Raw genomic sequence first — 22,869 nt, 5'->3', positions numbered from 1 at the left:
TGGGCTGCGGTGTGGGGTTGATACATCGCCTGGTGGATGAAAAGAGCGTCATCCACCCTACACAGCGTTCAGCTTCGTAGGGCGGGTGAAACCCGCGAAAGTCTTGCACCGCAGGAGTCGGGTTGCACCCGACCTACGGTGGCACGGTGCGTAGGTTGGCGCCGAGCGCAGCGAGGCCCAACGCAGCGATGCATGGCCTCGCTGCGGCAATCCCTGTGGGAGCGGCTTCAGCCGCGAAAGACCTGCCGCCGGCACTGGGCCGCGAGTGGTCGGATGCTCCATCGCGAATGAATTCGCTCCCACGATGGGGCAGCGCGCCGGCTGGATTTCGTCAGGCAAAAAAAGCCCCGCGACAGGGGCACCGTCGCGGGGCGAGAGGTCGGCCGGGGGGCGGCCGAGCCAGGAGGAGAGGTTTCAGGCCTGGGGCTGCCAGCCGCCGCCGAGGGCCTTGTAGATGGCGACGATGCCGCTGTAGAGCTCCACCTCGGCCTGGGCCTGGGCGTCTTCGGCGGCCAGGCGTTCGCGTTCGGCGTCCAGCAGCACGAGGAAGTCCACGGTGCCTTCGCGGTAGCGTACGGCGGCCTGTTCGGCGGCGGCGCGGGTGGCCTCCGACTGGCGGACCAGGGAGATCAGCCGTTGCTGGCGCTTGGCGTAGTCGCTGAAGGCGTTCTCGGACTCTTCCAGGGCCAGCAGCACCTGCTGCTCGTAACCGGCCAGGGCGCCGTCGGCTTCGGCTTCGGCGCCACGCAGGCGGGCCCGCACGCTGCCGAGGTCGAAGGCGGCCCAACTGATGGTCGGTGCCACGCCCCAGGCACGGGCGGCGGAGGAGCCGATCTGCGAGCCGCGCCCGGCGGTGAAGCCGAGGAAGCCGGAGAGGCTGACGCGGGGGAACAGGTCCGCGGTGGCCACGCCGACATTGGCGGTGGCGGCGGCCAGCTGGCGTTCGGCGGCGGCGACGTCGGGGCGGCGGCGCAGCAGCTCGGCGGGGTCGCCGATGGGCAGTTCCTTGGCGATCACCGGCAGCGGCTTGGCCGAAAGATCGACGCTCAGCTGTTCCGGGCGCTGACCGAGCAGGGTGGCGATGCGGTTGCGCGAACGCACTTCGAGGGCTTGCAGTTGCGGCAGGGTGGCTTCGGTGGCGGCCAGGCGGCCGTCGGCGCGCAGCACGTCCAGCTCGTTGCCGACGCCGGCGTCACGCAGTTGCTCGGTGAGGCCGCGGGACTCCTGCTGGTTCTTCAGGTTTTCGCGGGCGATGCGTTCACGCAGCTGGGCGCCACGCAGGTTGCCGTAGGCGTCCACCAGCTCGGCGATCAGGCTGACCTGCAGCTGTTGCAGCTCGGCTTGGGCGACGCCGATTTCGGCGTCGCTGGCTTCGATCTGGCGCTGGATGCGGCCGAACAGGTCCAGCTCCCAGGCCATGTCCAGGCCCAGGTCGTAGCGCTCGGCGTTGACGCGCTGTTCGGTCTGGCCGGGCTGCTGGCCCTTGCCGACTTCGGCACTGGCGCGGCTGGTGATGGTCGGCAGCTGGTCGTTGCCGACGTCGTCACGGATGGCACGAGCGGCGCGCAGGCGGGCGAAGGCCACGCGCAGCTCGCGGTTCTGTTCGAGGGACTGCTGCACCAGCTGGTTCAGGGTCGGGTCGTCGAACTGTTGCCACCAGAGGGTTTCGAAGCGGGCGCGGTCGTAGTGGCCGGCGTCCGCGGCAGCGAGCCGCGCGGGCTCGCTGTCGGGGGCCTTGTAGTCCGGGCCCACGGCGCAGGCGCTCAAAGCGAGGGCCAGCAGGGCAGGGGCGAAAGCCTTGTTGATCATGCGTGCAGTTCCTTGAGTTTCTGGGCCTTGGCCGCCTTGCGGGCTTCGCCTTTCTCGACGAAGCCACGGATCAGCACATAGAACACCGGGGTCAGCAGCAGGCCGAAGAAGGTCACGCCGATCATCCCGCTGAACACCGCTACACCCATGGCGTGGCGCATTTCGGCGCCGGCGCCGGAGGAGAGCACCAGGGGTACCACGCCCATGATGAAGGCGATGGAGGTCATCAGGATCGGGCGCAGACGCAGGCGGCAGGCTTCCAGTACCGCGGCCAGGCGGTCGAGGCCTTCTTCCTGTTTCTCCTTGGCGAATTCGACGATGAGGATGGCGTTCTTGCACGCCAGGCCCACCAGGACGATCAAGCCGATCTGGGTGAAGATGTTGTTGTCGCTACCGGCGAGCATCACCCCGACGATGGCCGAGAACAGCACGGTCGGCACGATCAGGATCACCGCCAGCGGCAGGCTCCAGCTTTCGTACTGGGCGGCCAGCACCAGGAAGGCCAGCAGTACGCAGAGCGGGAAGATGAAGATCGCGGTGTTGCCGGCGAGGATCTGCTGGTAGGTCAGGTCCGTCCATTCGTAGGTCATGCCGTTGGGCAGTTCTTCCTTGAGCAGCTTGGCGATCGCTTCCTCGGCCTGGCCGGAGCTGTAGCCCGGGGCGGCGGCACCGTTGATCTCGGCGGTGATGAAGCCGTTGTAGTGCATCACGCGGTCCGGGCCGGAGGCGTTGTCGACCTTGACGAAGGTGGACAGCGGGATCATCTCGCCACGGTTGTTGCGCACCTTCAGCTGGCCGATCTGCTCGGGTTCGAGGCGGAACGGCTGGTCGGCCTGGACGTTGACCTGGTAGGTACGGCCGAAGCGGTTGAAGTCGTTCGCATACAGCGAGCCGAGGTAGACCTGCATGGTGTCGAAGATGTCGCTGATGGCGACGCCGTGGGTCTTGGCCTTTTCGCGGTCGATGTTGGCATCCACCTGCGGGACGTTGACCTGGTAGCTGGTGAACACCGACATGGGGTTCAGCTCGGGGAGCTGGCGCGCCTTGTTGATGATGTTCTGGGTCTGCTTGTACAGCTCCTCGTAGCCCAGGTTGCCGCGATCCTCCACCTGCAGGCGGAAGCCGCCGATGGTGCCGAGGCCTTGTACGGGCGGCGGCGGGAAGATGGCGATGTAGGCGTCCTGGATACCGGCGAATTCCTTGTTCAGCTCGGCGGCGATGGCGCCGGCGGACATGGACGGGTCCTTGCGCTCATCGAAGGGCTTGAGCGGGGTGAACACGATGCCGCTGTTGGGGCTGTTGGTGAAGCCGTTGATGGACAGGCCGGGGAAGGCCACGGTGTTTTCCACGCCCGGGTGCTTGGAGGCGATCTCGGACATGCGCTTGATCACCGCTTCGGTGCGATCCAGGGTCGCGGCGTCGGGCAGTTGGGCGAAGGCCACCAGGTATTGCTTGTCCTGTTGCGGCACGAAGCCGGCCGGGGTGCTGGAGAAGCCCAGGTAGCCGAGCACCAGGATGCCGCCGTAGACCAGCAGGGCCACCGAGCTGCCACGCAGCACGCGGCGTACGGTGCCGACGTAGCCGTTGCCGGCACGCTCGAAGACGCGGTTGAACGGGCCGAACAGCCAGCCACCGAAGAGCTTGTCGAGGATGCGCGAGAAGCGGTCCTTGGGTGCGTGGTGGTCCTTCAGCAGCACGGCGGCCAGCGCCGGGGACAGGGTCAGCGAGTTGAAGGCCGAGATCACGGTGGAGATGGCGATGGTCAGCGCGAACTGCTGGTAGAACTGCCCGGTGAGGCCGGAGATGAAGGCGGTGGGCACGAACACGGCGCACAGCACGAGAGCGGTGGCGACGATGGGGCCGGTCACTTCCTTCATGGCCTGGCGGGTGGCGTCCACCGGTGATTTGCCGAGGCCGATGTTCCGCTCGACGTTCTCCACCACCACGATGGCGTCGTCCACCACGATGCCGATGGCCAGCACCAGGCCGAACAGCGACAGGGCGTTGAGGGAGAAGCCGAACAGGTGCATGACCGCGAAGGTGCCGATCAGCGAGACCGGTACGGCCACCAGCGGGATGATCGAGGCGCGCCAGGTCTGCAGGAACAGGATCACCACCAGGACCACGAGCACGATGGCTTCGAGCAGGGTGTGGACCACCGCCTCGATGGAGCCGCGCACGAAGATGGTCGGGTCATAGACGATTTCGTAGTCCATGCCCTGGGGGAAGCTCTTCTTCAGCTCGGCCATGCGGCCCCGCACGGAGTCGGAGATCTCGATGGCGTTGGAGCCGGGGCGCTGGAACACCGGGATGGCCACGGCCGGCTGGTTGTTCAGCAGCGAGCGCAGGGCGTACTGGCTGGAGCCCAGTTCGATGCGCGCCACGTCACGCAGGCGGGTGATCTCGCCGTCGTCGCCGGCACGGATGATGATGTTCTCGAACTCTTCCTCGGTGACCAGGCGGCCCTGGGTGTTGATCGAGAGCTGGAAGCTGTTGCCCGCGTCGGACGGAGGCGCACCCAGCGCACCGGCCGCCACCTGGCGGTTCTGCTCACGGATGGCGTTGACCACGTCTGTGGCGGTGAGGTTGCGCGAGGCCACCTTGTTCGGGTCCAGCCAGACGCGCAGGGAGTAGTTGCCCATGCCGAACAGCTGCACGTCGCCCACACCGTCCAGGCGCGCCAGCTCGTCTTTCACGTTGAGCGCGGCGTAGTTGGACAGGTAGAGCATGTCGTAGCGGTTATCCGGCGAGGTCAGGTGCACCACCATGGTCAGGTCCGGGGAGGCCTTGTCCACGGTCACGCCGAGCCGCTGCACTTCGGTGGGCAGGGTGGGCATGGTCCGGGTGACGCGGTTCTGCACCTGCACCTGGGCGTTGTCCAGGTCGGTACCCAGGGCGAAGGTGATGGTCAGGGTCAGCTTGCCGTCGTTGGTGGACTGGGACGACATGTAGAGCATGCCTTCCACACCGACGATGGCCTGCTCCAGAGGCGAGGCCACGGTCTCACCGATCACCTTGGGGTTGGCGCCGGGGAAGTTGGCGCGTACGACCACGGTGGGCGGAACCACTTCGGGGTATTCGCTGATGGGCAACTGGAACAGCGAGATGGCGCCGCCGATCAGGATCAGCAGCGACAGCACGGCGGCGAAGATCGGCCGCAGGATGAAGAACTGGGAAAAATTCATGTCGTACTACCTCAACCGCGCGGAGCGACGGCAGGTTTGGCGTTCTGTTCGGCGACACGCGGTGCGTCACGGCCTTCCACGCTTTGGCGCAGGCGGGCCAGCTCGGCGAGGGTGTTCTCGTCGGCCATGGGCACGGACTGCGGGTCGACGGTGGCGCCGGGCATGGTGTGCTGCAGGCCGTTGACCACGATCTTCTCGCCCTTGGCCAGGCCGGTGCGGATGATGCGCAGGCCCTGGACCTTCGGGCCGAGCTCGATGGAGCGGTAGGCCACGGTGTTGTTCTCGCCCAGGACCAGGACGAACTTCTTGCCCAGGTCGGTGCCGATGGCATCGTCCTTGATCAGCGCGGCGGGGTAGGTGTCGCTGCCGACCAGCTTGATGCGGGCATAGAGGCCGGGGGTGAAGCGGCCGTCCTTGTTGTCGAACACGGCGCGGCCACGGATGGTGCCGGTGCGCGGGTTGACCTGGTTGTCGAGGAAGTCCAGCTGGCCCAGGTGTGGGTTGCCGGTCTCGCTGGTCAGGCCCAGGTACACGGGGCTGGCGCCACGGGCGTCGCCGCCGGCCTTGCGGGCCAGTTCGACGTACTTGAGGAAGACGCGCTCATCGGCATCGAAGTAGGCGTAGACCTTGTCGGTGGAGACCACGGAGGTGAGCAGCGACTGGCCGGCGTTGACCAGGTTGCCTTCGGTGATTTCGGCACGGCTGACGCGGCCATCGATGGGCGAGGTGACGCGGGTGAAGCTGAGGTTGAGCTTGGCGTTGTCCAGCTCGGCCTGGGTGGCGGCGACAGCGGCCTGGGCTTCCTGGGCGGCACTGCTGCGGGCATCGGCCAGCTCGGCGGAGATGGCGTTGCTCTGGCGCAGACGATCACCTCGACGGGCCTCGTTGAGGGCGCGGGTCTGGCTGGCACGGGCCTGTTGCAGCTGGGCTTCGAGGCGTTTCACCTCGGCCTGGAAGGGGCGCGGGTCGATCTGGAACAGCAGGTCGCCTTTCTTGATCAGGCTGCCTTCGCGGAAGGACACGTGATCGATGTAGCCGGAGACGCGCGGACGGATCTCGACGGATTCAGGCGCTTCGAGGCGGCCGGTGAATTCGTCCCATTCGTTGATCGGCTGTTGCAGCACCTCGGCCACGCTGACCTTGGCGGCAGCGGGTGCAAGCGTGGCTTCCGGGGCCTTACCGCACGCCACCAGCACCAGCAGGGATGCGAGGGTGAGGCCGGTACGCCAGGTGGATTGAGTGGACTGTTCCATGTGTAGCTCCGCCATTTGGATTTGTAGATGGGGCGGAGTCTGCTGGCTGGCTCGTTCGCGGACGAATCGAACACCACGAAGATAAATATCACCGTCAGTGATAAATCACTTTTTTCCATTGATAGTAGGTGGCTTGCCCTGCGAAACCGCCCTGGAATGGGGCTTTCGGCGATTCATTGCATGGTTTCGGGGCATTCACGGGATTGCTTGCAACGGCAGATCGGGGCGGTTCTATCGATAGAAGCGAATGGCTGTTGCTTTTCATCGATTCGGACCGGCGCGTACCCGTAGGAGCGAATTCATTCGCGAAGCCTTTCGCGGTTGAAACCGGTCCCATCAATGCCATGGCGGACTTCTGTGCCGTGAGTACTCGGTGGGCTGAAACCCACCCTACCCACAGGCCTGGTGGATGAAAAAAGCGTCATCCACCCTACAGTCGTGCCCCCGACAAGACCCCGACGTTGTGACGGAGCGCTGCTCCCTGTAGGGGCGACTTCAGTCGCCAAGCGGTGCGCGGCATCGCCGTAGGGCGGGTGAAACCCGCGGTGGGAGTGGCTGGGGGCGTCGGGTTTCACCCGGCCTACACGCTATTCGAGGCTATCCGGGTCGCCGCAGTACATCTGGATGCGCGAGCGCAGCCAGCGTTCTGCCGGGTCGTTGTCCTGGGCGCCGCGCCAGGCCATGGACAGCTCGAAGGAGCGGCCGCCGTAGGGCGGGTCTTCCGCGCGCAGGCCGCCGGCGGCGGTGAGGGCGGCGGCGGTGTAGTCGGGCACCACGGCGACGATGTCGGTGCCGGCGAGCAGCGCGCCGAGGCCGTTGAACTGAGGCACGGCAAGCACCACGCGGCGCTTGCGGCCGAGCTTTTCCAGTTCCTCGTCAACGAAGCCGGAGAGGTCGCCCGCGTAGGACACCAAGGCGTGGGGGCGTTCGCAGTAATCCTCCAGGCTCAGCGCGCCGGGTATCGCATCGGCGCGCAGCAGCTTGGACTTGGAACGGCGGATGGTCTTGCGCTTGGCGTTGGCCGGCAGCTCGTCGGTGTAGCTGACGCCCACGGAGATTTCCCCGGACGCCAGCAGGTTGGGCATCAGCAGGTAGTTGGTACGGCGCACCACCAGCACCACGCCGGGTGCCTCGGCGCGCAGGCGGCGGAGCAGGGCGGGCAGCAGGCCGAACTCGACGTCATCGGACAGGCCGATGCGGAACACTGCGTTGCTGGTGGCCGGGTCGAAGTCGGCGGCACGGCTCACGGCGGTGGAGATGGAGTCCAGCGCCGGGGAGAGCAGGGCGAAGATTTCCACCGCCCGCGCCGAAGGCTCCATGCTGCGGCCGGTGCGCACGAACAGCGGGTCGTCGAAAAGGGTACGCAGCCGCGCCAGGGCGGCACTGATGGCGGGCTGGCCGAGGAAGAGCTTCTCCGCCGCCCGTGTCACGCTGCGCTCATGCATGAGCGTCTCGAACACGATCAGTAGATTGAGGTCAACTCTACGTAGGTCGTTCCTGTTCATGCAGGGCTACTTCCGAAATAAGTGTGTGAAAAATGAGGCTCTGCAGCGCGGTCGTCAAGGCTCACATCATCCGTGTTTATGACAACTATTGATGCGCGCGGGTGGTTTTAGGGATAAAGCCCGGATAGAGTCCATGGCCATGACAGAGTCACAGGCGAGGTGTGTGATGTCCCGCATGATCCGTTTTCATCAATTCGGCGAGGCCGATGTGCTCAAGCTGGAAGAGCTGCCCACCCCGAAACCGGGGTTTGGCGAAGTTCTGGTGCGCACCCAGGCGCTGGGCGTCAGTTGGAAAGACGTGCTCTGGCGGCAGAATCTGGCTTCCGAACAGGCCCGTCTGCCTGCCGGGCTCGGCTTCGAGCTGGCCGGCGTGGTAGAGGCCGTTGGCGAAGGTGTCGATGACCTGCAGCCCGGCATGGCCGTGGCCAGCTTCCCGTCCGCCACCCCGAATACCTATCCGGCCTGGGGCGACATCGTATTGATGCCGCGCCGTGCCCTGACCCGCTATCCCGAGGTGCTGACCCCGGTCGAAGCCGCCGTGCACTACACGCCGCTGCTGCTGGGTTACTTCGCCCTGGTGGAACTGGCCAAGGTCAAGCCCGGCCAGCATGTGTTGATCACCGAGGCCGGCCATTGCCTGGCGCCGCAGTCGGTGCAGCTGGCCAAGGCGCTGGGCGCGATCGTCATCGCCTCCACCAGCTACCCGGAGAGCCGCCCGTTCCTTAAGGAGCTGGGCGCCGACAAGGTCATCGTCACCGAGGAGCAGGACCTGGTCCTGGAAGTCGAGCGCTTCACCGCCGGCAAGGGCGTGGAAGTGGTGCTGGACCAATGCGCCGGCCCGCAGATGAAGCTGCTGGGCGACGTCGCGTCCCCGCGCGGCAAGCTGATCCTCTATGGCATCAACGGTGGCAACGATGCAGCCTTCCCGGCCTGCGCTGCCTTCAAGAAGCACCTGCAGTTCTTCCGCCATTGCGTGATGGATTTCACCGGTGACCCGGAAACCGGCCTGGAGCGTGATGACGCTGCCGTGCAGCGAGCGCTCGCGCATATCAACCAGATGACCGGCGACCGCTTGCTCAAGCCGGTCATCGACCGGGTCTTCGAGTTCGCCGACTTCGTCGAAGCGAGCCGCTACATGGAAACCTGCCCGGCCGGTGGCCGCGTGGTGATCCACGTCGCCGACTGACCCGCCCTTGCAATGGGCTTCACCGAATCCGGCGCCATGTGCGCCGGTTTTCGTTTTCGCCGGCTGGGTGCCGATCGTCGCAACGGCGTTCATCGATGCACGGAGTCGGCCAGGCTCGAAGGGGCGCCAGTGTGTGATCACGGGTCGCCGCTTCGGTAGCAGGATTCTGCAGGATTCTTGCCTGATCCTGCCTAAGTGGTTTCCCGCCCAAGACGCGCCCCGCGCGCGCAAGTAGAGTTGTCGCCTGATCCGGAGGGGCTGAAACCATGACCACACCCGCAACCCTCGAAGAACAGGGGCGCAGCGCACCCCTGGGGCCGCAAGCCAGGCTCGCGCGCCTGATTGAACGATTCGCCCGGGAGGAGGGCGTCAATCACACGCCTATCCCACGCCTGTCACTGTTCCGCGCCACCGCTGCCACCGAGCCCATCCACTGCCTCTACGAGCCCGCCCTGGGCATCGTCGTGCAGGGCTGCAAGCAGGCGATGCTCAATGATGAGACCTACATCTACGGCCAGTCCCAGTACCTGATCGTGTCCCTCGACCTGCCGGTGATCGGCCAGGTGCTGGACGCCACCCCCGAAGTGCCCTTCCTCAGCATGCGCCTGGACCTGGACCCGGCGCGCATCAGCGAGCTGTTGCTGGAAATGGACAGGCCGCCGGCGGTGACCAGCTCCGCGCGCGGCATCTCGGTGTGCAGCCTGGACGAGCCCCTGCAGGACGCGGTGATCCGCCTGGTGAGCCTGCTCGATACCCCCGACGACATCGCCGTGCTGGCGCCCCTGGTGGAGCGCGAGATCCTCTACCGCCTGCTGCTGGGCGAGCGCAGCGCGCAGCTGCGCCAGATCGCCTGCGTCGGCAGCCACACCCAGCGCATCGCCAAGGCCGTGAGCTGGCTGAAGAACAACTACCACCGGCCGCTGCAGATCGGCTCCCTGGCCGGCGAGGTGAACATGAGCACCTCGGCACTGCACCACCACTTCAAGTCGGTCACCGCCATGAGCCCGCTGCAGTTCCAGAAGCAGCTGCGCCTGCAGGAGGCGCGCCGGCTGATGCTCGCCGAGGCGCTGGACGCCGCCACCGCCGGCAGCCGTGTGGGCTACGAGAGCCCCTCGCAATTCAGCCGCGAATACAGCCGTCTGTTCGGCGAGCCGCCGCAGCGCGACATCGCGCGCCTGCGCCAGAGCGCCTGATACCGCTCCGCTGGTCGTCCCGCCGCCGCAACGGCGCTGGGACGACCAGGCAGCTTCTACCCTGAAACAACCGTGCCCTGAACCGGCCCTCCCGTGGCCGGTGAACCATGAATCCATACCCGTAGAGGTGGAGAAGCAGATGATCACCCTGAACCTGAATGGCCAAGACAAGGAACTCGATATCGCCCCCGATATGCCGTTGCTCTGGGCATTGCGCGACGTCGCCGAGATGACCGGCACCAAGTACGGCTGCGGCATGGCCCTGTGCGGTGCCTGCACCGTGCACGTGGACGGGCAGCCGACGCGGGCCTGCATCACCCCGGTGTCGATGCTGGTGGGCAAGAAGATCACCACCATCGAGGCGGTGGGCGATGACGCGGTGGGCAAGGTGGTGCAGGAGGCCTGGCGCAAGCTCGACGTGGTCCAGTGCGGCTACTGCCAGTCGGGGCAGATCATGGCGGCCACCGCGCTGCTGGCGGGCAACCGCAAGCCCAGCGACGCCGATATCGATGCGGCCATGAGCGGCAATATCTGCCGCTGCGCCACCTACGTGCGCATCCGCGCGGCCATCCACGAAGCAGCCGGCCAACTGGCCTGAGGAGCACCGACATGGGCAAGATCGAAACCCAGACCGCGCCGGGCAACGGCATCCTCAACATCAGCCGCCGCACCTTCCTCCAGGGCAGCGGCGGGCTGGCCCTGGGCGTGCTCTTCGCGCCGCTGCTGGACGCCGCCGAGATGTTCGCCGCCGACGCGCGCTTCGAACCCAACGCCTTTGTGCGCATCGCCCGCGACGGCACCGTGACCGTGGTCGCCAAGCACGTGGAAATGGGCCAGGGCGCCTACACCGGCCTCGCCACCCTGGTGGCCGAGGAGTTGGACGCCGACTGGAACCGCGTGGTGGTCGAGGGCGCGCCGGCCAACGCCGCCGTCTACAACAACCTGGCCTTCGGCACCCTGCAGGGCACCGGTGGCAGCAGTGCCATGGCCAACTCCTTCGAGCAGATGCGCAAGGCCGGGGCCAGCGCCCGGGCCATGCTGGTGGCCGCCGCCGCGAAGCAATGGAAGGTGCCGGCCGAGGCCATCACCGTCAGCGAGGGCGTGGTGGCCCATGCCGCCTCCGGCAACAAGGCGGGCTTCGGCGACCTGGCCGAGGCGGCCGCGCAGGAGTCGGTGCCCACCGAGGTGAAGCTCAAGCAGCCGAAGGACTTCAAGCTCATCGGCCAGCTGACCGCCAAGCGCAAGGACAGCCACGACAAGACCAACGGCACCGCCGTATTCACCCAGGACTTCAAGCTGCCGGACATGCTGGTGGCCATGGTCGCCTACCCGCCGCGCTTCGGTGGCGTGCCCGGGAAGGTGGACGCGAGCAAGGCCAAGGCCATCGCCAACGTGGTGGCCGTGGTCGAATTCCGTGACCTGCCCCATGGCCGCGCCGGGGTCGCCGTGCTGGCGAAGAACACCTGGGCCGCGCGCCAGGGCCGCGATGCGCTGATTATCGAATGGGACGAGAGCAAGGCCTTCAAGCTGGGCAGCGCCGAGATCTTCGCCAAGTACCGCGAGAGCGCCGGGAAGCCCGGGCTGATGGCCGCGCGCAGCGGCGACGTGGACGCCGCGCTGGCCAAGCCGGCGAAGCTGATCGAGGCGGAGTTCGAATTCCCCTACCTGGCCCACGCGGCGATGGAGCCGATGAACTGCCTGGTCAAGCTCGGCGACGGCGCCTGCGAAATCTGGAACGGCGAGCAGTGGCAGACCGGCGACCAGGTGGCCGTGGCCAAGTACCTGGGCATCCCGGTGGACAAGGTCGCCATCACCCAGCTCTACGCCGGCGGCAGCTTCGGCCGCCGCGCCAACCCGGTGTCGGACTACCCGCTGGAAGCCGTGGCGGTGGCCAAGGCCGCACGGGACCAGGGCATCAAGGCGCCGGTGAAGCTGGTCTGGACCCGCGAGGACGACACCCGTGGCGGCTACTACCGCCCGGCCTACCTGCACCGTGCGCGCCTGGCGCTGGATGCCGAGGGCAAGCTGCTGGCCTGGCACCACCGCATCGTCGGCCAATCCATCATCAAGGGCACCGGCATGGAGGCCTTCCTGATCAAGGACGGCATCGACAACACCTCGGTGGAAGGGCTGGCGAACCTCTCCTACGCCGTGCCCAACCTGCAGGTGGAACTGGCCACCCCCGACGACATCCTGGTGCCGGTGCAATGGTGGCGCTCGGTGGGCCACACCCACACCGGCTTCGCCGCCGAGGTGCTGATCGACGAAGCCGCCACCACCGCCGGCAAGGACCCCTATGACTACCGCCATGCACTGCTGGAGAAACACCCGCGCCATCGGGGCGTGCTGGAATTGGTGGCGAGCAAGGCCGGCTGGAAGCAGCCGCTCAAGGCTGGCGGTGAAGGTGAGAAGCGTGGCCGTGGCATCGCCGTGCACGAATCCTTCGGCAGCTACGTGGCCCAGGTGGTGGAAGTGACGGTGAAGGCCGACGGCAGCTACAAGGTGGATCGCGTGGTCTGCGCCGTGGATTGCGGCGTGCCGATCAACCCGGACGTGATCCGCGCGCAGATGGAGGGCGGCATCGGCTTCGGCCTGGCGGCGGCGTTGCACAGTGCGGTGACGCTGAAGGATGGTGCCGTGGAGCAATCCAACTTCCACGACTTCCAGGTGTTGCGGATGAACGAGATGCCTGTGGTGGAGGTGCACATCCTGCCGTCCACCGAACAGCCCACGGGCGTGGGTGAGCCTGGCGTTCCGCCCCTGGCACCGGCGCTGGCCAATGCCTTGCACGCGGCGGTTGGCGTACGCCTGCGGACCCTGCCGTTCCCCGCCCAGGTCAAGGCCTGAGGCGGCGCGACCGGGCCGCTGTTATCAGGCGGCCTGGTTGCGGATCAACTGGCGCAGGGCGCGGCGCTCGGCGATGGGCGTCGGGGCCTGGAGCATCTCGAAGGTGCCGTCTTCCTGGCAGATGGCGACTTCGGTCTCGAAGTGCAGGTGGAATTCATCCAGGGTCACATGGGTGACCAGGTAGCTGCTGTCGACGAATTTCGAGTGAGCGGTCATGGCGGTCGTCTCGGTTCATGGGGCACAAGGCCGATGAGCGAATCTTGCCGGTCCGCTGGCAATCGGAGAATTGAAAGGGGCTGATGGTCAGTATCAGTGGTGTCGATGCTTGCCGTTGCGCTGACGCCCTGGTGCGGCAGCGTCCCTGTTTCCTCGCCCTCGCGGCGGCTCTATAGTGGGCGCCGGATGCCGGGCCAGGCCCCGGCGAAGCTGATTGCCAAGGAGTGAATCCCATGTCGAACCCCGTCACCATGCGCGCCCTCGTGCTCGAGGATTACCAGAGCGGCCGCTTCACCCAGCAGGAGATCGCCCGCCCGGTCGCCGGCGAAGGCCAGGTGCTGGTGCGCATCAAGGCCAGCGGGGTGAACCCCATCGACTACAAGATCCGTACCGGCCGTGCGCCCTACGCCGACCCGGTGCTGCCGGCGGTGCTGGGCACCGAACTGGCGGGCGTGGTGGAAGCGGTGGGCGCGGGCGTTACGCGCTTCAAGGCCGGTGACGAGGTCTACGGCCTGGTCGGCGGCGTGCGCGGCCTGCAGGGCACCCTGGCGGAGTTCGTCGCGGCGGACTGGCGCCTGTTGGCGCTGAAGCCGAAGAACCTGAGCATGCGTGAAGCCGCGGCGCTGCCGCTGGTGTTCCTCACTGCCTGGGAAGGCCTGGTGGACAGCGCGCGCCTGCATTCCGGGCAGACGGTACTGGTGACCGGCGGTTCTGGCGGCGTCGGCCATATCGCCGTGCAGATCGCCAAGGCGTTCGGCGCCGAGGTGTTCGCCACCGCCTCGCCGGCCAAGCACGAGATGGTGCGTGGCCTGGGTGCCACGCCCATCGACTACCACACCACCAAGGCGGCCGATTACGTGGCGGCCTTCACCGGTGGCAAGGGCTTCGATGTGGTCTACGACACCGTGGGCGGCAGCTCCCTCGACGACGCCCTGGAATCGGTGCGCATCCGTGGCCATGTGGTCAGCTGTGCCGCCTTCGGCAACCACAGCCTGGCGCCGTCGTCCCTGCGTGCGGCGACCCTGAACGGCGTCTTCGTGCTGCTGCCCATGCTTACCGGCGAAGGCCGTGCCCACCACGGCGAAGTCCTCGCCGACGCCACGCGCCTGGTGGAAGCCGGCAAGCTCAAGCCGGTGCTCGACCCGCGTCATTTCACCCTGGCCACCGCCCACGACGCCCACGATGCGGTGGAGCAAGGCACCGCCTTCGGCAAGGTCGTTATCGATATCGCCGAATAAACCCCGAACAGCGGCATTGATGGGGTCGCCGATGATCGCGGTGTTCCGGGCTCGGATCGATGGGTTTCGCTGCGCTCTACACCATCCTACGGGTGCCGAAGTTCGACTCGTAGGGCGGGTGCAACCCGCGATTTCCCGCTCACGGCTTATCGGGAATTCAGGGCTCCAGCGGAACCCAGGCCGGATCGGAAAGCCGCTCCACCAGCCGATCGAACACCAGGCGCACCCGGGGTGATACCGGGCCGCGCTGGGGGCGGTAGGCGAACATCTCCCAGGCCGGCGACTCGTTGTCGCTGAGCACTCTCACCAGTTGGCCGCTGCGGATATGCGGCGTCACCAGGTAGCTGGGCAGCTGGCCGAAGCCGGTGCCGGCCAGCACCGCCGCGCATTCGCATTCCTGGTCGTCGGTGGTGAAGGCGGCGCGCTGCGGCTGCATCTGCCGGCCCTCGGCGAAGGTCCAGGGCCACAGGCGCCCGGTGTTGCCGTCGATCAGCGCGGTGGTCGGCACACGGTTCAGCGCATCGATGTCCTCGGGCGCACCGACGCGCTCCAGCAGCTCCGGCGACCCCACCACATAGAGGGGCACGCGCGCCGTGGCGCGGGCGATGTAGCGGCGGTCACGGATGAAGCCCATGCGCACGCCGATATCGATCTGCTCGTCGACGGAGTCGGTCATCTGGTCCGACAAGCGCATGTCCAGGACGATTTCCGGGTGCTCGCGTTGCAGTTCCGCCAGCAGCGGCAGCACGTAGCGGCGGCCGATGGAGCGGGGCGCGGTGATGCCCACGCGCCCGGCCATGCCGTCCTGGCCCCGGCGGGCGTGGCGTTGGAACAGCTGGTCGAAGCTGCCCAGGGTCTCCCGCGCCTGGGTCGCCAGCTGCTCGCCATAGGCGGTGATCTGCACCTGCCGCGTGCTGCGGTGGAACAGCGGCTCGCCCACCAGTTGCTCCAGCTCCTTGATGGCCCGGGTCACGGTCTGCGGGGAAGCGCTCAGGCGCGTGGCTGCCTCGCGGAAGCTGGCGGACTCGGCGGCGATGCAGAAGATGCGCAGCATCTCCATTCGATTGAGCATGGCGGATGACCTTTAGATTGTTCCGATTCGTGGAATTCCGCAATCCTAATACTTCCATTCCCTGGTCGTCATCGGCTTCCCATACTGGCCCCCAACAGCAGGAACACCTCCTGCCGGCAGCCAACCTGAGGAACCCGACATGAGCACCAATATCAACGGCAAAGTCATCGTCATCACCGGCGCCAGCAGCGGCCTCGGCGAAGCCACCGCCCGCCACCTGGCCGCCCTGGGCGCCTCGGTGGTGCTCGGCGCCCGCCGCGTCGACCGTCTCGACGCGCTGGTCAGCGAAATCACCGCCGCCGGCGGCAAGGCCGTGGCCTTCGCCACCGACGTCACCGATGCGGCCCAGGTCCGCGCCCTGGTCCAGGGCGGCATCGACGCCTTCGGCCGCATCGACGTGCTGGTCAACAACGCCGGCCTGATGGCCATCGCGCCGCTCGCCGAAACCCCGGTGGAGGAGTGGGACCGCATGATCGACATCAACATCAAGGGCGTGCTCTACGGCATCGCGGCGGCGCTGCCGGTGTTCCAGCAGCAGCGCAGCGGCCAGTTCATCAACGTCGCCTCGGTGGCCGGCCACAAGGTGTTCAGCCCGGGCGGCACGGTGTACAGCGGCACCAAGTTCGCCGTACGGGCCATCAGCGACGGCCTGCGCCATGAAGTGGGCGGCGACATCCGCGTCACCGTCATCTCCCCCGGCGCGGTGGATTCGGAATTGAAGCTGGGCAGCTCCCACGAAGAAAGCCGCCAGGCCCTGGGCGAGTTCTACAAGCTGGCGATCCCCGCCGAATCCGTCGCCCGGGCCATTGCCTACGCGGTGGAGCAGCCGGCCGAGGTGGATATCAGCGAAGTGGTGCTGCGCCCGACCGTGCAGGACTTCTGATCGAGCGGGTGTACCGGCGCAGCAAAACGAAACGGCCCCTGATGGGGCCGTTTTTCATTCGGTCTTCAGGCATCGCGTCCTAGGAGTATTGCCGAGCTATCGGCGCTGCTGGTGAGGGCCGGAGTTCCGAACCCATCAGGACAAACGCGTGCCGTAGGGTGTGCCGTGTGTTCAGCCGGGGGACATAGGTGACAGGTGTCGGGAGACATAGGTAACGCATTTAGGCTTACGGAATCCTTCGAAGAGGAGTTCGAGCGATGCCGTGGCAGGAGTGCACCACCATGTCGATACGACGTGAATTCGTATTGTTGGCCCAACACCCGCAGAGCAACATCCGGGAGCTCTGTCGACGCTACGGCATCAGCCCCAAGACGGCTTACAAATGGCTGGAGCGATATCAAGAACTGGGTGATTCCGCTCTGCAGGACCAATCCCGTCGTCCGCTGACGAGTCCTGGACGCAGCAGCGCCGAGCTGGAGCGAGAGGTGGTGCGCCTGCATCACCAATTCCCTTATTGGGGCGCTCGCAAGCTGCTCCATCTGTTGCCAAAGGCCATGGATCGCCCTCATCACAGCACCCTCGATGCGATTCTTCGGCGCCATGGCTGCCAGGTGCGCTATCACGCCGAAGACGCCCAGGCACCGGCCACCCAACGCTTCGAGCACAAGCAACCCAACGAGCTCTGGCAGATCGACTTCAAGGGCAACTTCCATCTTTCGGACCGTAACTCGCCACGTTGTCACCCGCTGACGGTGCTCGATGACCATTCACGCTTTGCGCTCTGCCTGCAGGGCTGTGAAGGGGAGCGCCTGGAACTGGTTCGCCCCAAGCTGGCCGCGGTTTTCCGTCGCTATGGGCTGCCATGCCGGATAACGGCCGACAACGGCCCGCCCTGGGGCTCAAACATCGAGGGCGGCCTATCCGCCCTGGAAGTCTGGCTGATGCGCCTGGGTATCGATGTCAGTCATAGCCGCCCTTATCACCCGCAGACGCAAGGCAAGCTCGAGCGTTTCCATCAAACCCTCAAGCGTGAGCTGCTGCATCGCAGCTTCAGTGACATGGAGCACTGCCAGCGCGTGATGGACCAATGGCGAGATCAGTACAACCAACAACGACCTCATGAGGCGCTGGGCCAGTTACCACCGATATCGCGCTATCAGCCAAGCCTAAGGGCGTACACGGAGCAATTGCCGGAAATCGAGTACGAGCCGGAGGACAAGGTGCTCAAGGTAGGGGGAACCGGACAGGTGCAATTCAAAGGGAAAAGCCGGTTCGTCGGTGGTGGGTTATTGGGCGAGCGAATCGCAATACGCCCCACCGGTGTGGATGGTGTCTACGATGTGATTTTCATCCATAAGACAATCCGCCAGTTCGACCTGAGAGAGAAGAAGTAACGACCAGCAACCCGTTACCCATGTCCCCCGACAAGCGTTACCCATGTATCCCGGCTAAACACCGTGCGCACCGCCGCTCGGTGTTTCCGGCGAGCTCCAGGTGCGCGCAGCACACCCTACGTCCGAAGTGAGTGGCGGCTGTATGCCCCGAGGTCTGGTTGCACCAGGGCGTGGATGTTTACCTGCTTAACGGCGCGCGCTCCGGACCGCTGTCAGCGGGTACGGATCTCCCCCCGCGCGAGGCTTTCGGCATCGTTGCCGAGGGCGTCCTTCAATTGCATGTCGGCGCCTTGCTCGCGCAACTGATTCAGCAGTTGGGTGCGCTGGAACAGCGCGGCGTACATGGCGGCGGTCTGCCCGGCGGCGTTGCGCTGGTCGGTGGGGCAGGCGGCGTTCATCAGGCGGCGGGCGATGCCCAGCTCGGCCTTGAAGATGGCGCCCATCAGCGCGGTGTTGCCGCGGGCGTCCTGCAGGCAGGGATCGGCGCCGGCGGCGAGCAGGGCGTCCACCGCTTCGGCGTGGCCGTGGTAAGCGGTGAGGATAAGGGCGCTGTAGCCCTTGGTGTCTTGCGTGTTCAGGTCGTAGCCGGCGTCGATGAAGGCCTGGAGCACATCCAGGCGGCCTTCGCGCGCGGCGTCGAAATAGCGTTGGGCCAGTTCGGCTTTGATGGTGGCCGGGTCGGGTGATGGGTCGGCCTGGGCCAGGCCGACCCAGAGCAGCAGGGTGAGAAGTGTGTATTTCATCTCGGGCCTCCGTAAGCCGGCCCGCGTGTGCGGGCCGGCGTTGGGTGGGTCAGTCGGTGAGCTTGGCGGCCAGGGCTTTCACCTTGGCCAGGTCGCCACCGGCCACCTTGGTGACACGGGTGCCGTAGTCGGCATCGGCCTTGTAGAGGAAGGACAGCATGATGTGCTTGCTCTCGCTGTCGGTGCCGGCGAGGGACTGGCCGAAGCTGTTGACCAGGTCCTGTTGGTCCTTCTTGCCGTAGGAGCGGTACAGGTCACCGGCCTGCTTGAAGTTCTGCTCGCGCTGGATGCCGCGCTGCTGGGTGCTGCCCTGCAGGGGCGTCTCGACGTAACGGGCGCTGGCGGTGGCTTCGCGGGGCTGCAGGCGGCTCGGCTCGTAGTTCACGCCGCTGCTGGTGTGGCCGACGTTCATGCTGCCGTCCTGGTTGCCGTTGTTCACCGCACCACGGTGCTTGTTCACCGGCAGCGACAGGCCGTTGGTGCCCACGCGGTAGAGCTGGGTGTCGGCGTAGGCGAACACGCGGCCCTGCAGCAGGCGGTCTTCGGAGGGCTCGATGCCCGGCACCAGGTTGGAGGGCGCTAGGGCGACCTGCTCGGTTTCCTGGAAGAAGTTGTCGACGTTACGGTTCAGCACCATCTGGCCGATCTTGCGCTCGGGCACGTCGGGCCAGACCTTGGTGGCGTCCAGCGGGTCGAACTCGAAGCGCGCCAGGTCCTTGGGCTCGAGCACCTGGATGTACAGGTCCCACTTCGGGTAGTCACCCTTGGCGATGGCGTTCACCAGGTCGGTGGTCATGTGGCTGTAGTCCTTGCCCTGGACGACCTCGACTTCCTTCGGGTCGAGGTTGCGGATGCCCTGCAGGGTCTTCCAGTGGAACTTCACGTAGTGCGTCTCACCCTTGGCGTTGACCAGCTTGTAGGCGTGCACGCCGTTGCCGTCCATGAAGCGGTAGCCGGCCGGGGTGCCTTCGTTGGAGTAGAGCAGGGTGAGGGTGCGGATGGACTCCGGCACGTGGGAGAAGAAGTCGAAGCGGCGCGAGTCGTCGTCCAGGTTGGTGCGCGGGTCCGGCTTGAAGGCGTGGACCATGTCCGGGAACTTGATGGCGTCGCGGATGAAGAAGGTGGGGAAGTTGTTGCCCACCAGATCCCAGTTGCCGTCGGCGGTATAGAACTTGGTGGCGAAGCCGCGCGGGTCACGCAGGGTTTCCGGAGAGTGGTTGCCGTGCACCACCGAGGAGAAGCGCACGAACACCGGAGTGCGCTCGCCGTTGCGGAAGACCTTGGCGATGGTCAGGTCGGCGATGTCCGCCGAGGCGACGAACTCGCCGTGGGCGCCGGTGCCCCGGGCATGCACCACCCGTTCGGGGATGCGTTCGCGGTCGAAGCGCTGCAGCTTCTGGATCAACTGCACGTCCTGCAGCAGCACGGAACCATTCGGCCCGGCTGTCTGAGAGTTCTGGTTGTCGCCTACGGGGGCGCCGTTGTCACGGGTCAGTGGTGCACCCACAGCCATGGAAAGATTGAACAGGCATGCCGCCGCCAGCAGGCCGGGGGCGGTGCGTTGGAATCTGGACATTTGCGTCTCCTGATGTCTCTGGTTCGGGTGTTGCGGCCTGAACCATAGGGAGCGCGGGAGGGGACGGATAATAGGATTTGGTCAGCCTGGCGATTAGGAAATATTAAAGGTCCTACGCGCGCCGCCTGCTTAGAGTTCTCGGGTACAAGCCCCACCCCGACTTCACCAGGAGGCCGCGCAAGCGGCTCGCACGCAGGACGACCCATGACCCTTACCGAATTGCGCTACGCCGTTGCCCTGGCGCAGGAACAGCATTTCGGCCGCGCCGCCGAGCGTTGCCACGTCAGCCAACCGACCCTTTCCGTGGGCATGAAGCGCCTGGAGGACTACCTCGGCGTGCTGCTCTTCGAGCGCAGCAAGGGCGCCGTCTACCTCACCCCCATCGGCGAAAGCATCATCGAGCAGGCGCAGAAGGTGCTGGCCGAGGCCAACGCCGTGCTGGAAATGGCCCACGCCGGGCGCAACCAGCTGTCCTCGCCGCTGCGGGTCGGCGCCATCTACACCATCGGGCCCTACCTGCTCCCGCACCTGATCCCCCAGCTGCACACCGTGGCCCCGCAGATGCCGCTGTACATCGAGGAGAACTTCACCCACGTGCTGCGCGAGCGGCTGCGGGAAGGCGAGCTGGACGCCATCATCATCGCCTTGCCGTTCTCCGAACCCGATGTGCTGACCAAGGTGCTCTACGACGAAGCCCTCTGTGTGCTGCTGCCCGCCGATCACCCGCTGGCGGCCGAGCAGCGCCTTTCTGCCGAGGCGCTGGAGGATGCCGAACTGCTGATCCTGGGGGAGGGCCACTGCTTCCGCGAGCGGGTGCTGGAGGTGTGCCCGGCCACCCAGCGAGCCAGCGTGGAATCCAGCTCCCTGGAAACCATCCGCCATATGGTCGCCTCCGGGCTCGGCGTCTCGGTGCTGCCCCATTCGGCAGTGAGCGGCCACCACTACTCGCCGGGCTCCGTGGCCATCCGCCCCTTCAGCGCGCCGGTGCCGTTCCGCCAGGTGGCCATCGCCTGGCGCGCCAGCTTCCCCAGGCCGCGCGCCATCGACGTGCTGGCCGACTCGGTGCGCCTGTGCTCGGTATCCCGTGGGCCGAATGGAGAGGCTTGAGAGGCGCTAGGACCGCCATTTCTCCAAGGCCGCACGGCAATCCTCCACCAGCGCCGGCATGTCGGCCTCGATTTCCTGCCAGCCCAGCAGCGCCAGGGCCTCCTGCGCCGCGGTGCGCAGCGGCGCCCATTCCGGGTGTTCGAAGTTGTTGCCTTCCAGGTTGACGTAGGCGCCGTGGCTCAGGGTCATGCAGGCGGCCAGCAGCGCCTGCAGCTGCCCATGTGCCCGTGGCTGGAGCCGTGGCGGGAAGCCTTCGACGAAGGCCTCGAGGTGATCGAGGTAGGAGGACCAGAGATCGCAGTCGGCGCAGCAGCCGATGTTCGCCAGCTGCCAATCGGCGCTCCCGGCGAGGAACTGCAGCGCCGGGCCCAGTTCACCGAGGAGGATCAGCCGGCGGTATTCCTCTTCGCCGTACCAGAACCAGATCAGCGAGGCGAGGCTCTCCGGGTTCGCGGCACCTTCAGCCATGCCGCGCACCCGCGTGCCACCAGGCGGGGCGCCCATCCTCGAAGGATTCATAGGTGGGCATCAGCGCGGGGGAATCCTTGTGGTCGAGGCAGCCCACCAGCAGGGCGATGGTCGGCTCGTCGTCGATGGCGCCCAGGGAGCTGCCGCAGTGGACGCAGAAGGCCCGGCTGGAATAGTCGGAGGAGCGGTAGGTCGCCGGGGCACCGGCGGGGCCGGTCCAGCGCAGCCGTTCGCGCGGCACTTCCACCCAGGCCACCGTCAGCGCGCCGCTGTGCCGCTGGCAGAACTCACACGAGCAGGTGTGCGGGTTTTCGAGTGGGCCCTGCACCTCGAAGCGCACCTGGCCGCACAGGCAACCGCCCTGATGGATATCCGTGGTCATCGCCGCCTCCCTGGGCATCACTGCAATGGTGGCGGAATCTAGCACGGGGAGGGGGGCGGGTGATGGGATCCGCTTCAGGGGTTCAACGGGTCACGACCTTGTACTGCCAGAGTTCGCGGCCGCCCTTGTGGTACTCCCTCTTGTAGCTGACCAGGCCTTCGAATTCGGCCCCCTTGCCTGCCCAGAAGTCCTTCCACCAGCTGCGGATCGATGCCTGGTCTTCATTGATGAGTTCCCACTCGCCCATATTGGGATCGAGGAACAGCACATGGTCCCTGTCGAGGCTGCTGAACGCCAAGGCATGCCCGCCATCGGCGCCATCCACCACGTAGATGTAGGCGCCCGGGACCGCCAGTACATGGTCGATCACATCCTGGCGCGTGCGCAGCCCGGTGAATTTCTTGAAGGGGCCGCCGCCTTCCCGCTTGGTCACCGTCAGGCCGAATCCCTCCATGCTGTTGTCGCTTTTCTTGTTGCGTTGCCTGTGGCTCTCCAGCAGTTCCTGGATGGTCTCTGGGCCGATGATGTCGTAGATGCTTTCACCGGGCGTCAGATGGCCCGCCAGAACGGCCCTGACCCAGCGGCGGCAGGCTTCGAGGCATACGCCACGGGCATCGTTCCCGGTGTAGGCGAGGGCGGTGGACTGGCTGACCTTGTGGCGTTTGATAGTCATGACACTTCCTTGTTCATGGGGTGGCGTTCGTTGCGTGCTCGAGGGCCCTTTCGAATGCGGGACAGGGATACCTGCTGGCTGAAGGGGGCAACGGCGGAGGCCGTTCAGGTTAGCCAGCGTCAGGGGGCTGTCAAACGCG

The 22,869-nt window shown here is 66.4% G+C and carries 19 protein-coding genes; 8 read left to right on the top strand and 11 right to left on the bottom strand.

Annotated features, from left to right (window positions below; all coding sequences use genetic code 11):
* Positions 1 to 414: 414 nt before the first annotated feature.
* From ACXI0U_RS28435 to ACXI0U_RS28420, 4 genes are all read right to left on the bottom strand, one after another.
* Positions 415 to 1,809 (bottom strand): efflux transporter outer membrane subunit, encoded by a 1,395-nt coding sequence (locus ACXI0U_RS28435; RefSeq protein ID WP_265168492.1) that lies wholly within the window; start codon positions 1,807 to 1,809, stop codon positions 415 to 417.
* Positions 1,806 to 4,994, bottom strand: coding sequence for an efflux RND transporter permease subunit (locus ACXI0U_RS28430; RefSeq protein WP_263403987.1), 3,189 nt, complete (start codon positions 4,992 to 4,994; stop codon positions 1,806 to 1,808). The genes ACXI0U_RS28435 and ACXI0U_RS28430 overlap by 4 nt, the downstream gene beginning before the upstream one ends.
* Positions 4,995 to 5,005: 11 nt before the next feature.
* Positions 5,006 to 6,247, bottom strand: a complete 1,242-nt coding sequence (gene mexE, locus ACXI0U_RS28425) for a multidrug efflux RND transporter periplasmic adaptor subunit MexE (protein ID WP_021217311.1) — start codon at positions 6,245 to 6,247, stop codon at positions 5,006 to 5,008.
* 587 nt (positions 6,248 to 6,834) lie between these two features.
* The gene (locus ACXI0U_RS28420) at positions 6,835 to 7,752 is read right to left on the bottom strand and encodes a LysR family transcriptional regulator (protein WP_031286975.1); all 918 of its coding nucleotides are present in this window, start codon (positions 7,750 to 7,752) and stop codon (positions 6,835 to 6,837) included.
* 166 nt (positions 7,753 to 7,918) lie between these two features.
* Here ACXI0U_RS28420 and ACXI0U_RS28415 point away from each other — a divergent pair, with 166 nt between their 5' ends.
* The 4 genes from ACXI0U_RS28415 (at position 7,919) to ACXI0U_RS28400 (ending at position 12,978) form a co-directional block, all read left to right on the top strand.
* Positions 7,919 to 8,938 (top strand): zinc-dependent alcohol dehydrogenase family protein, encoded by a 1,020-nt coding sequence (locus tag ACXI0U_RS28415; protein ID WP_021217309.1) that lies wholly within the window; start codon positions 7,919 to 7,921, stop codon positions 8,936 to 8,938.
* A 266-nt stretch (positions 8,939 to 9,204) separates the two neighbouring features.
* Entirely contained in the window at positions 9,205 to 10,131 is a 927-nt protein-coding gene (locus ACXI0U_RS28410) for an AraC family transcriptional regulator (RefSeq protein ID WP_021217308.1), read from the top strand.
* A gap of 139 nt (positions 10,132 to 10,270) precedes the next feature.
* On the top strand, positions 10,271 to 10,729 hold the full coding sequence (locus ACXI0U_RS28405; protein ID WP_043244769.1) for a (2Fe-2S)-binding protein: 459 nt from the start codon (positions 10,271 to 10,273) through the stop codon (positions 10,727 to 10,729).
* An 11-nt stretch (positions 10,730 to 10,740) separates the two neighbouring features.
* On the top strand, positions 10,741 to 12,978 hold the full coding sequence (locus ACXI0U_RS28400; RefSeq protein WP_479551170.1) for a xanthine dehydrogenase family protein molybdopterin-binding subunit: 2,238 nt from the start codon (positions 10,741 to 10,743) through the stop codon (positions 12,976 to 12,978).
* 24 nt (positions 12,979 to 13,002) lie between these two features.
* Here ACXI0U_RS28400 and ptrC read toward each other — a convergent pair whose 3' ends face one another.
* Positions 13,003 to 13,194, bottom strand: a complete 192-nt coding sequence (gene ptrC / locus ACXI0U_RS28395) for a type III secretion system co-regulatory protein PtrC (protein ID WP_021217305.1) — start codon at positions 13,192 to 13,194, stop codon at positions 13,003 to 13,005.
* 233 nt (positions 13,195 to 13,427) lie between these two features.
* On the opposite strand from ptrC, the gene ACXI0U_RS28390 reads away from it, so the two are divergent.
* A complete protein-coding gene (locus tag ACXI0U_RS28390) occupies positions 13,428 to 14,432 on the top strand; it encodes a zinc-dependent alcohol dehydrogenase family protein (protein WP_479551169.1) in 1,005 nt (334 codons plus the stop codon).
* Between the two features lie 157 nt (positions 14,433 to 14,589).
* Here ACXI0U_RS28390 and ACXI0U_RS28385 read toward each other — a convergent pair whose 3' ends face one another.
* Entirely contained in the window at positions 14,590 to 15,504 is a 915-nt protein-coding gene (locus tag ACXI0U_RS28385) for a LysR family transcriptional regulator (protein ID WP_479551168.1), read from the bottom strand.
* A 139-nt stretch (positions 15,505 to 15,643) separates the two neighbouring features.
* On the opposite strand from ACXI0U_RS28385, the gene ACXI0U_RS28380 reads away from it, so the two are divergent.
* Positions 15,644 to 16,387 carry an SDR family oxidoreductase gene (locus ACXI0U_RS28380; protein WP_021217302.1) on the top strand — a complete coding sequence of 248 codons (744 nt, stop codon included), beginning with the start codon at positions 15,644 to 15,646 and terminating at the stop codon, positions 16,385 to 16,387.
* 257 nt (positions 16,388 to 16,644) lie between these two features.
* Positions 16,645 to 17,781: an IS481 family transposase gene (locus ACXI0U_RS28375; RefSeq protein WP_479551167.1), complete on the top strand. Its 1,137-nt coding sequence runs from the start codon at positions 16,645 to 16,647 to the stop codon at positions 17,779 to 17,781.
* A 212-nt stretch (positions 17,782 to 17,993) separates the two neighbouring features.
* Here ACXI0U_RS28375 and ACXI0U_RS28370 read toward each other — a convergent pair whose 3' ends face one another.
* Together ACXI0U_RS28370 and katB are read right to left on the bottom strand one after the other, a co-directional pair.
* Positions 17,994 to 18,524 carry an ankyrin repeat domain-containing protein gene (locus ACXI0U_RS28370; protein ID WP_479551166.1) on the bottom strand — a complete coding sequence of 177 codons (531 nt, stop codon included), beginning with the start codon at positions 18,522 to 18,524 and terminating at the stop codon, positions 17,994 to 17,996.
* Positions 18,525 to 18,573: 49 nt separating this feature from the next.
* On the bottom strand, positions 18,574 to 20,037 hold the full coding sequence (gene katB, locus ACXI0U_RS28365) for a catalase KatB (RefSeq protein ID WP_479551303.1): 1,464 nt from the start codon (positions 20,035 to 20,037) through the stop codon (positions 18,574 to 18,576).
* Between the two features lie 267 nt (positions 20,038 to 20,304).
* On the opposite strand from katB, the gene ACXI0U_RS28360 reads away from it, so the two are divergent.
* Positions 20,305 to 21,207 (top strand): hydrogen peroxide-inducible genes activator, encoded by a 903-nt coding sequence (locus ACXI0U_RS28360; RefSeq protein WP_271657867.1) that lies wholly within the window; start codon positions 20,305 to 20,307, stop codon positions 21,205 to 21,207.
* 6 nt (positions 21,208 to 21,213) lie between these two features.
* On the opposite strand, the gene ACXI0U_RS28355 is transcribed toward ACXI0U_RS28360, so the two are convergent.
* The 3 genes from ACXI0U_RS28355 to ACXI0U_RS28345 form a co-directional block, all read right to left on the bottom strand.
* Complete coding sequence (locus ACXI0U_RS28355) at positions 21,214 to 21,675, bottom strand: hypothetical protein (protein ID WP_479551165.1); 462 nt, start codon at positions 21,673 to 21,675, stop codon at positions 21,214 to 21,216.
* A complete protein-coding gene (locus ACXI0U_RS28350; RefSeq protein WP_479551164.1) occupies positions 21,668 to 22,057 on the bottom strand; it encodes a GFA family protein in 390 nt (129 codons plus the stop codon). Before ACXI0U_RS28350 ends, ACXI0U_RS28355 begins: the two co-directional genes overlap by 8 nt.
* Before the next feature lie 82 nt (positions 22,058 to 22,139).
* Positions 22,140 to 22,730 carry a hypothetical protein gene (locus ACXI0U_RS28345; protein WP_374980798.1) on the bottom strand — a complete coding sequence of 197 codons (591 nt, stop codon included), beginning with the start codon at positions 22,728 to 22,730 and terminating at the stop codon, positions 22,140 to 22,142.
* Positions 22,731 to 22,869: the final 139 nt, after the last annotated feature.

It is taken from the genome of Pseudomonas sp. C9D1 (assembly GCF_056491235.1).
This window is presented reverse-complemented; position numbering and strand designations above follow the sequence as displayed.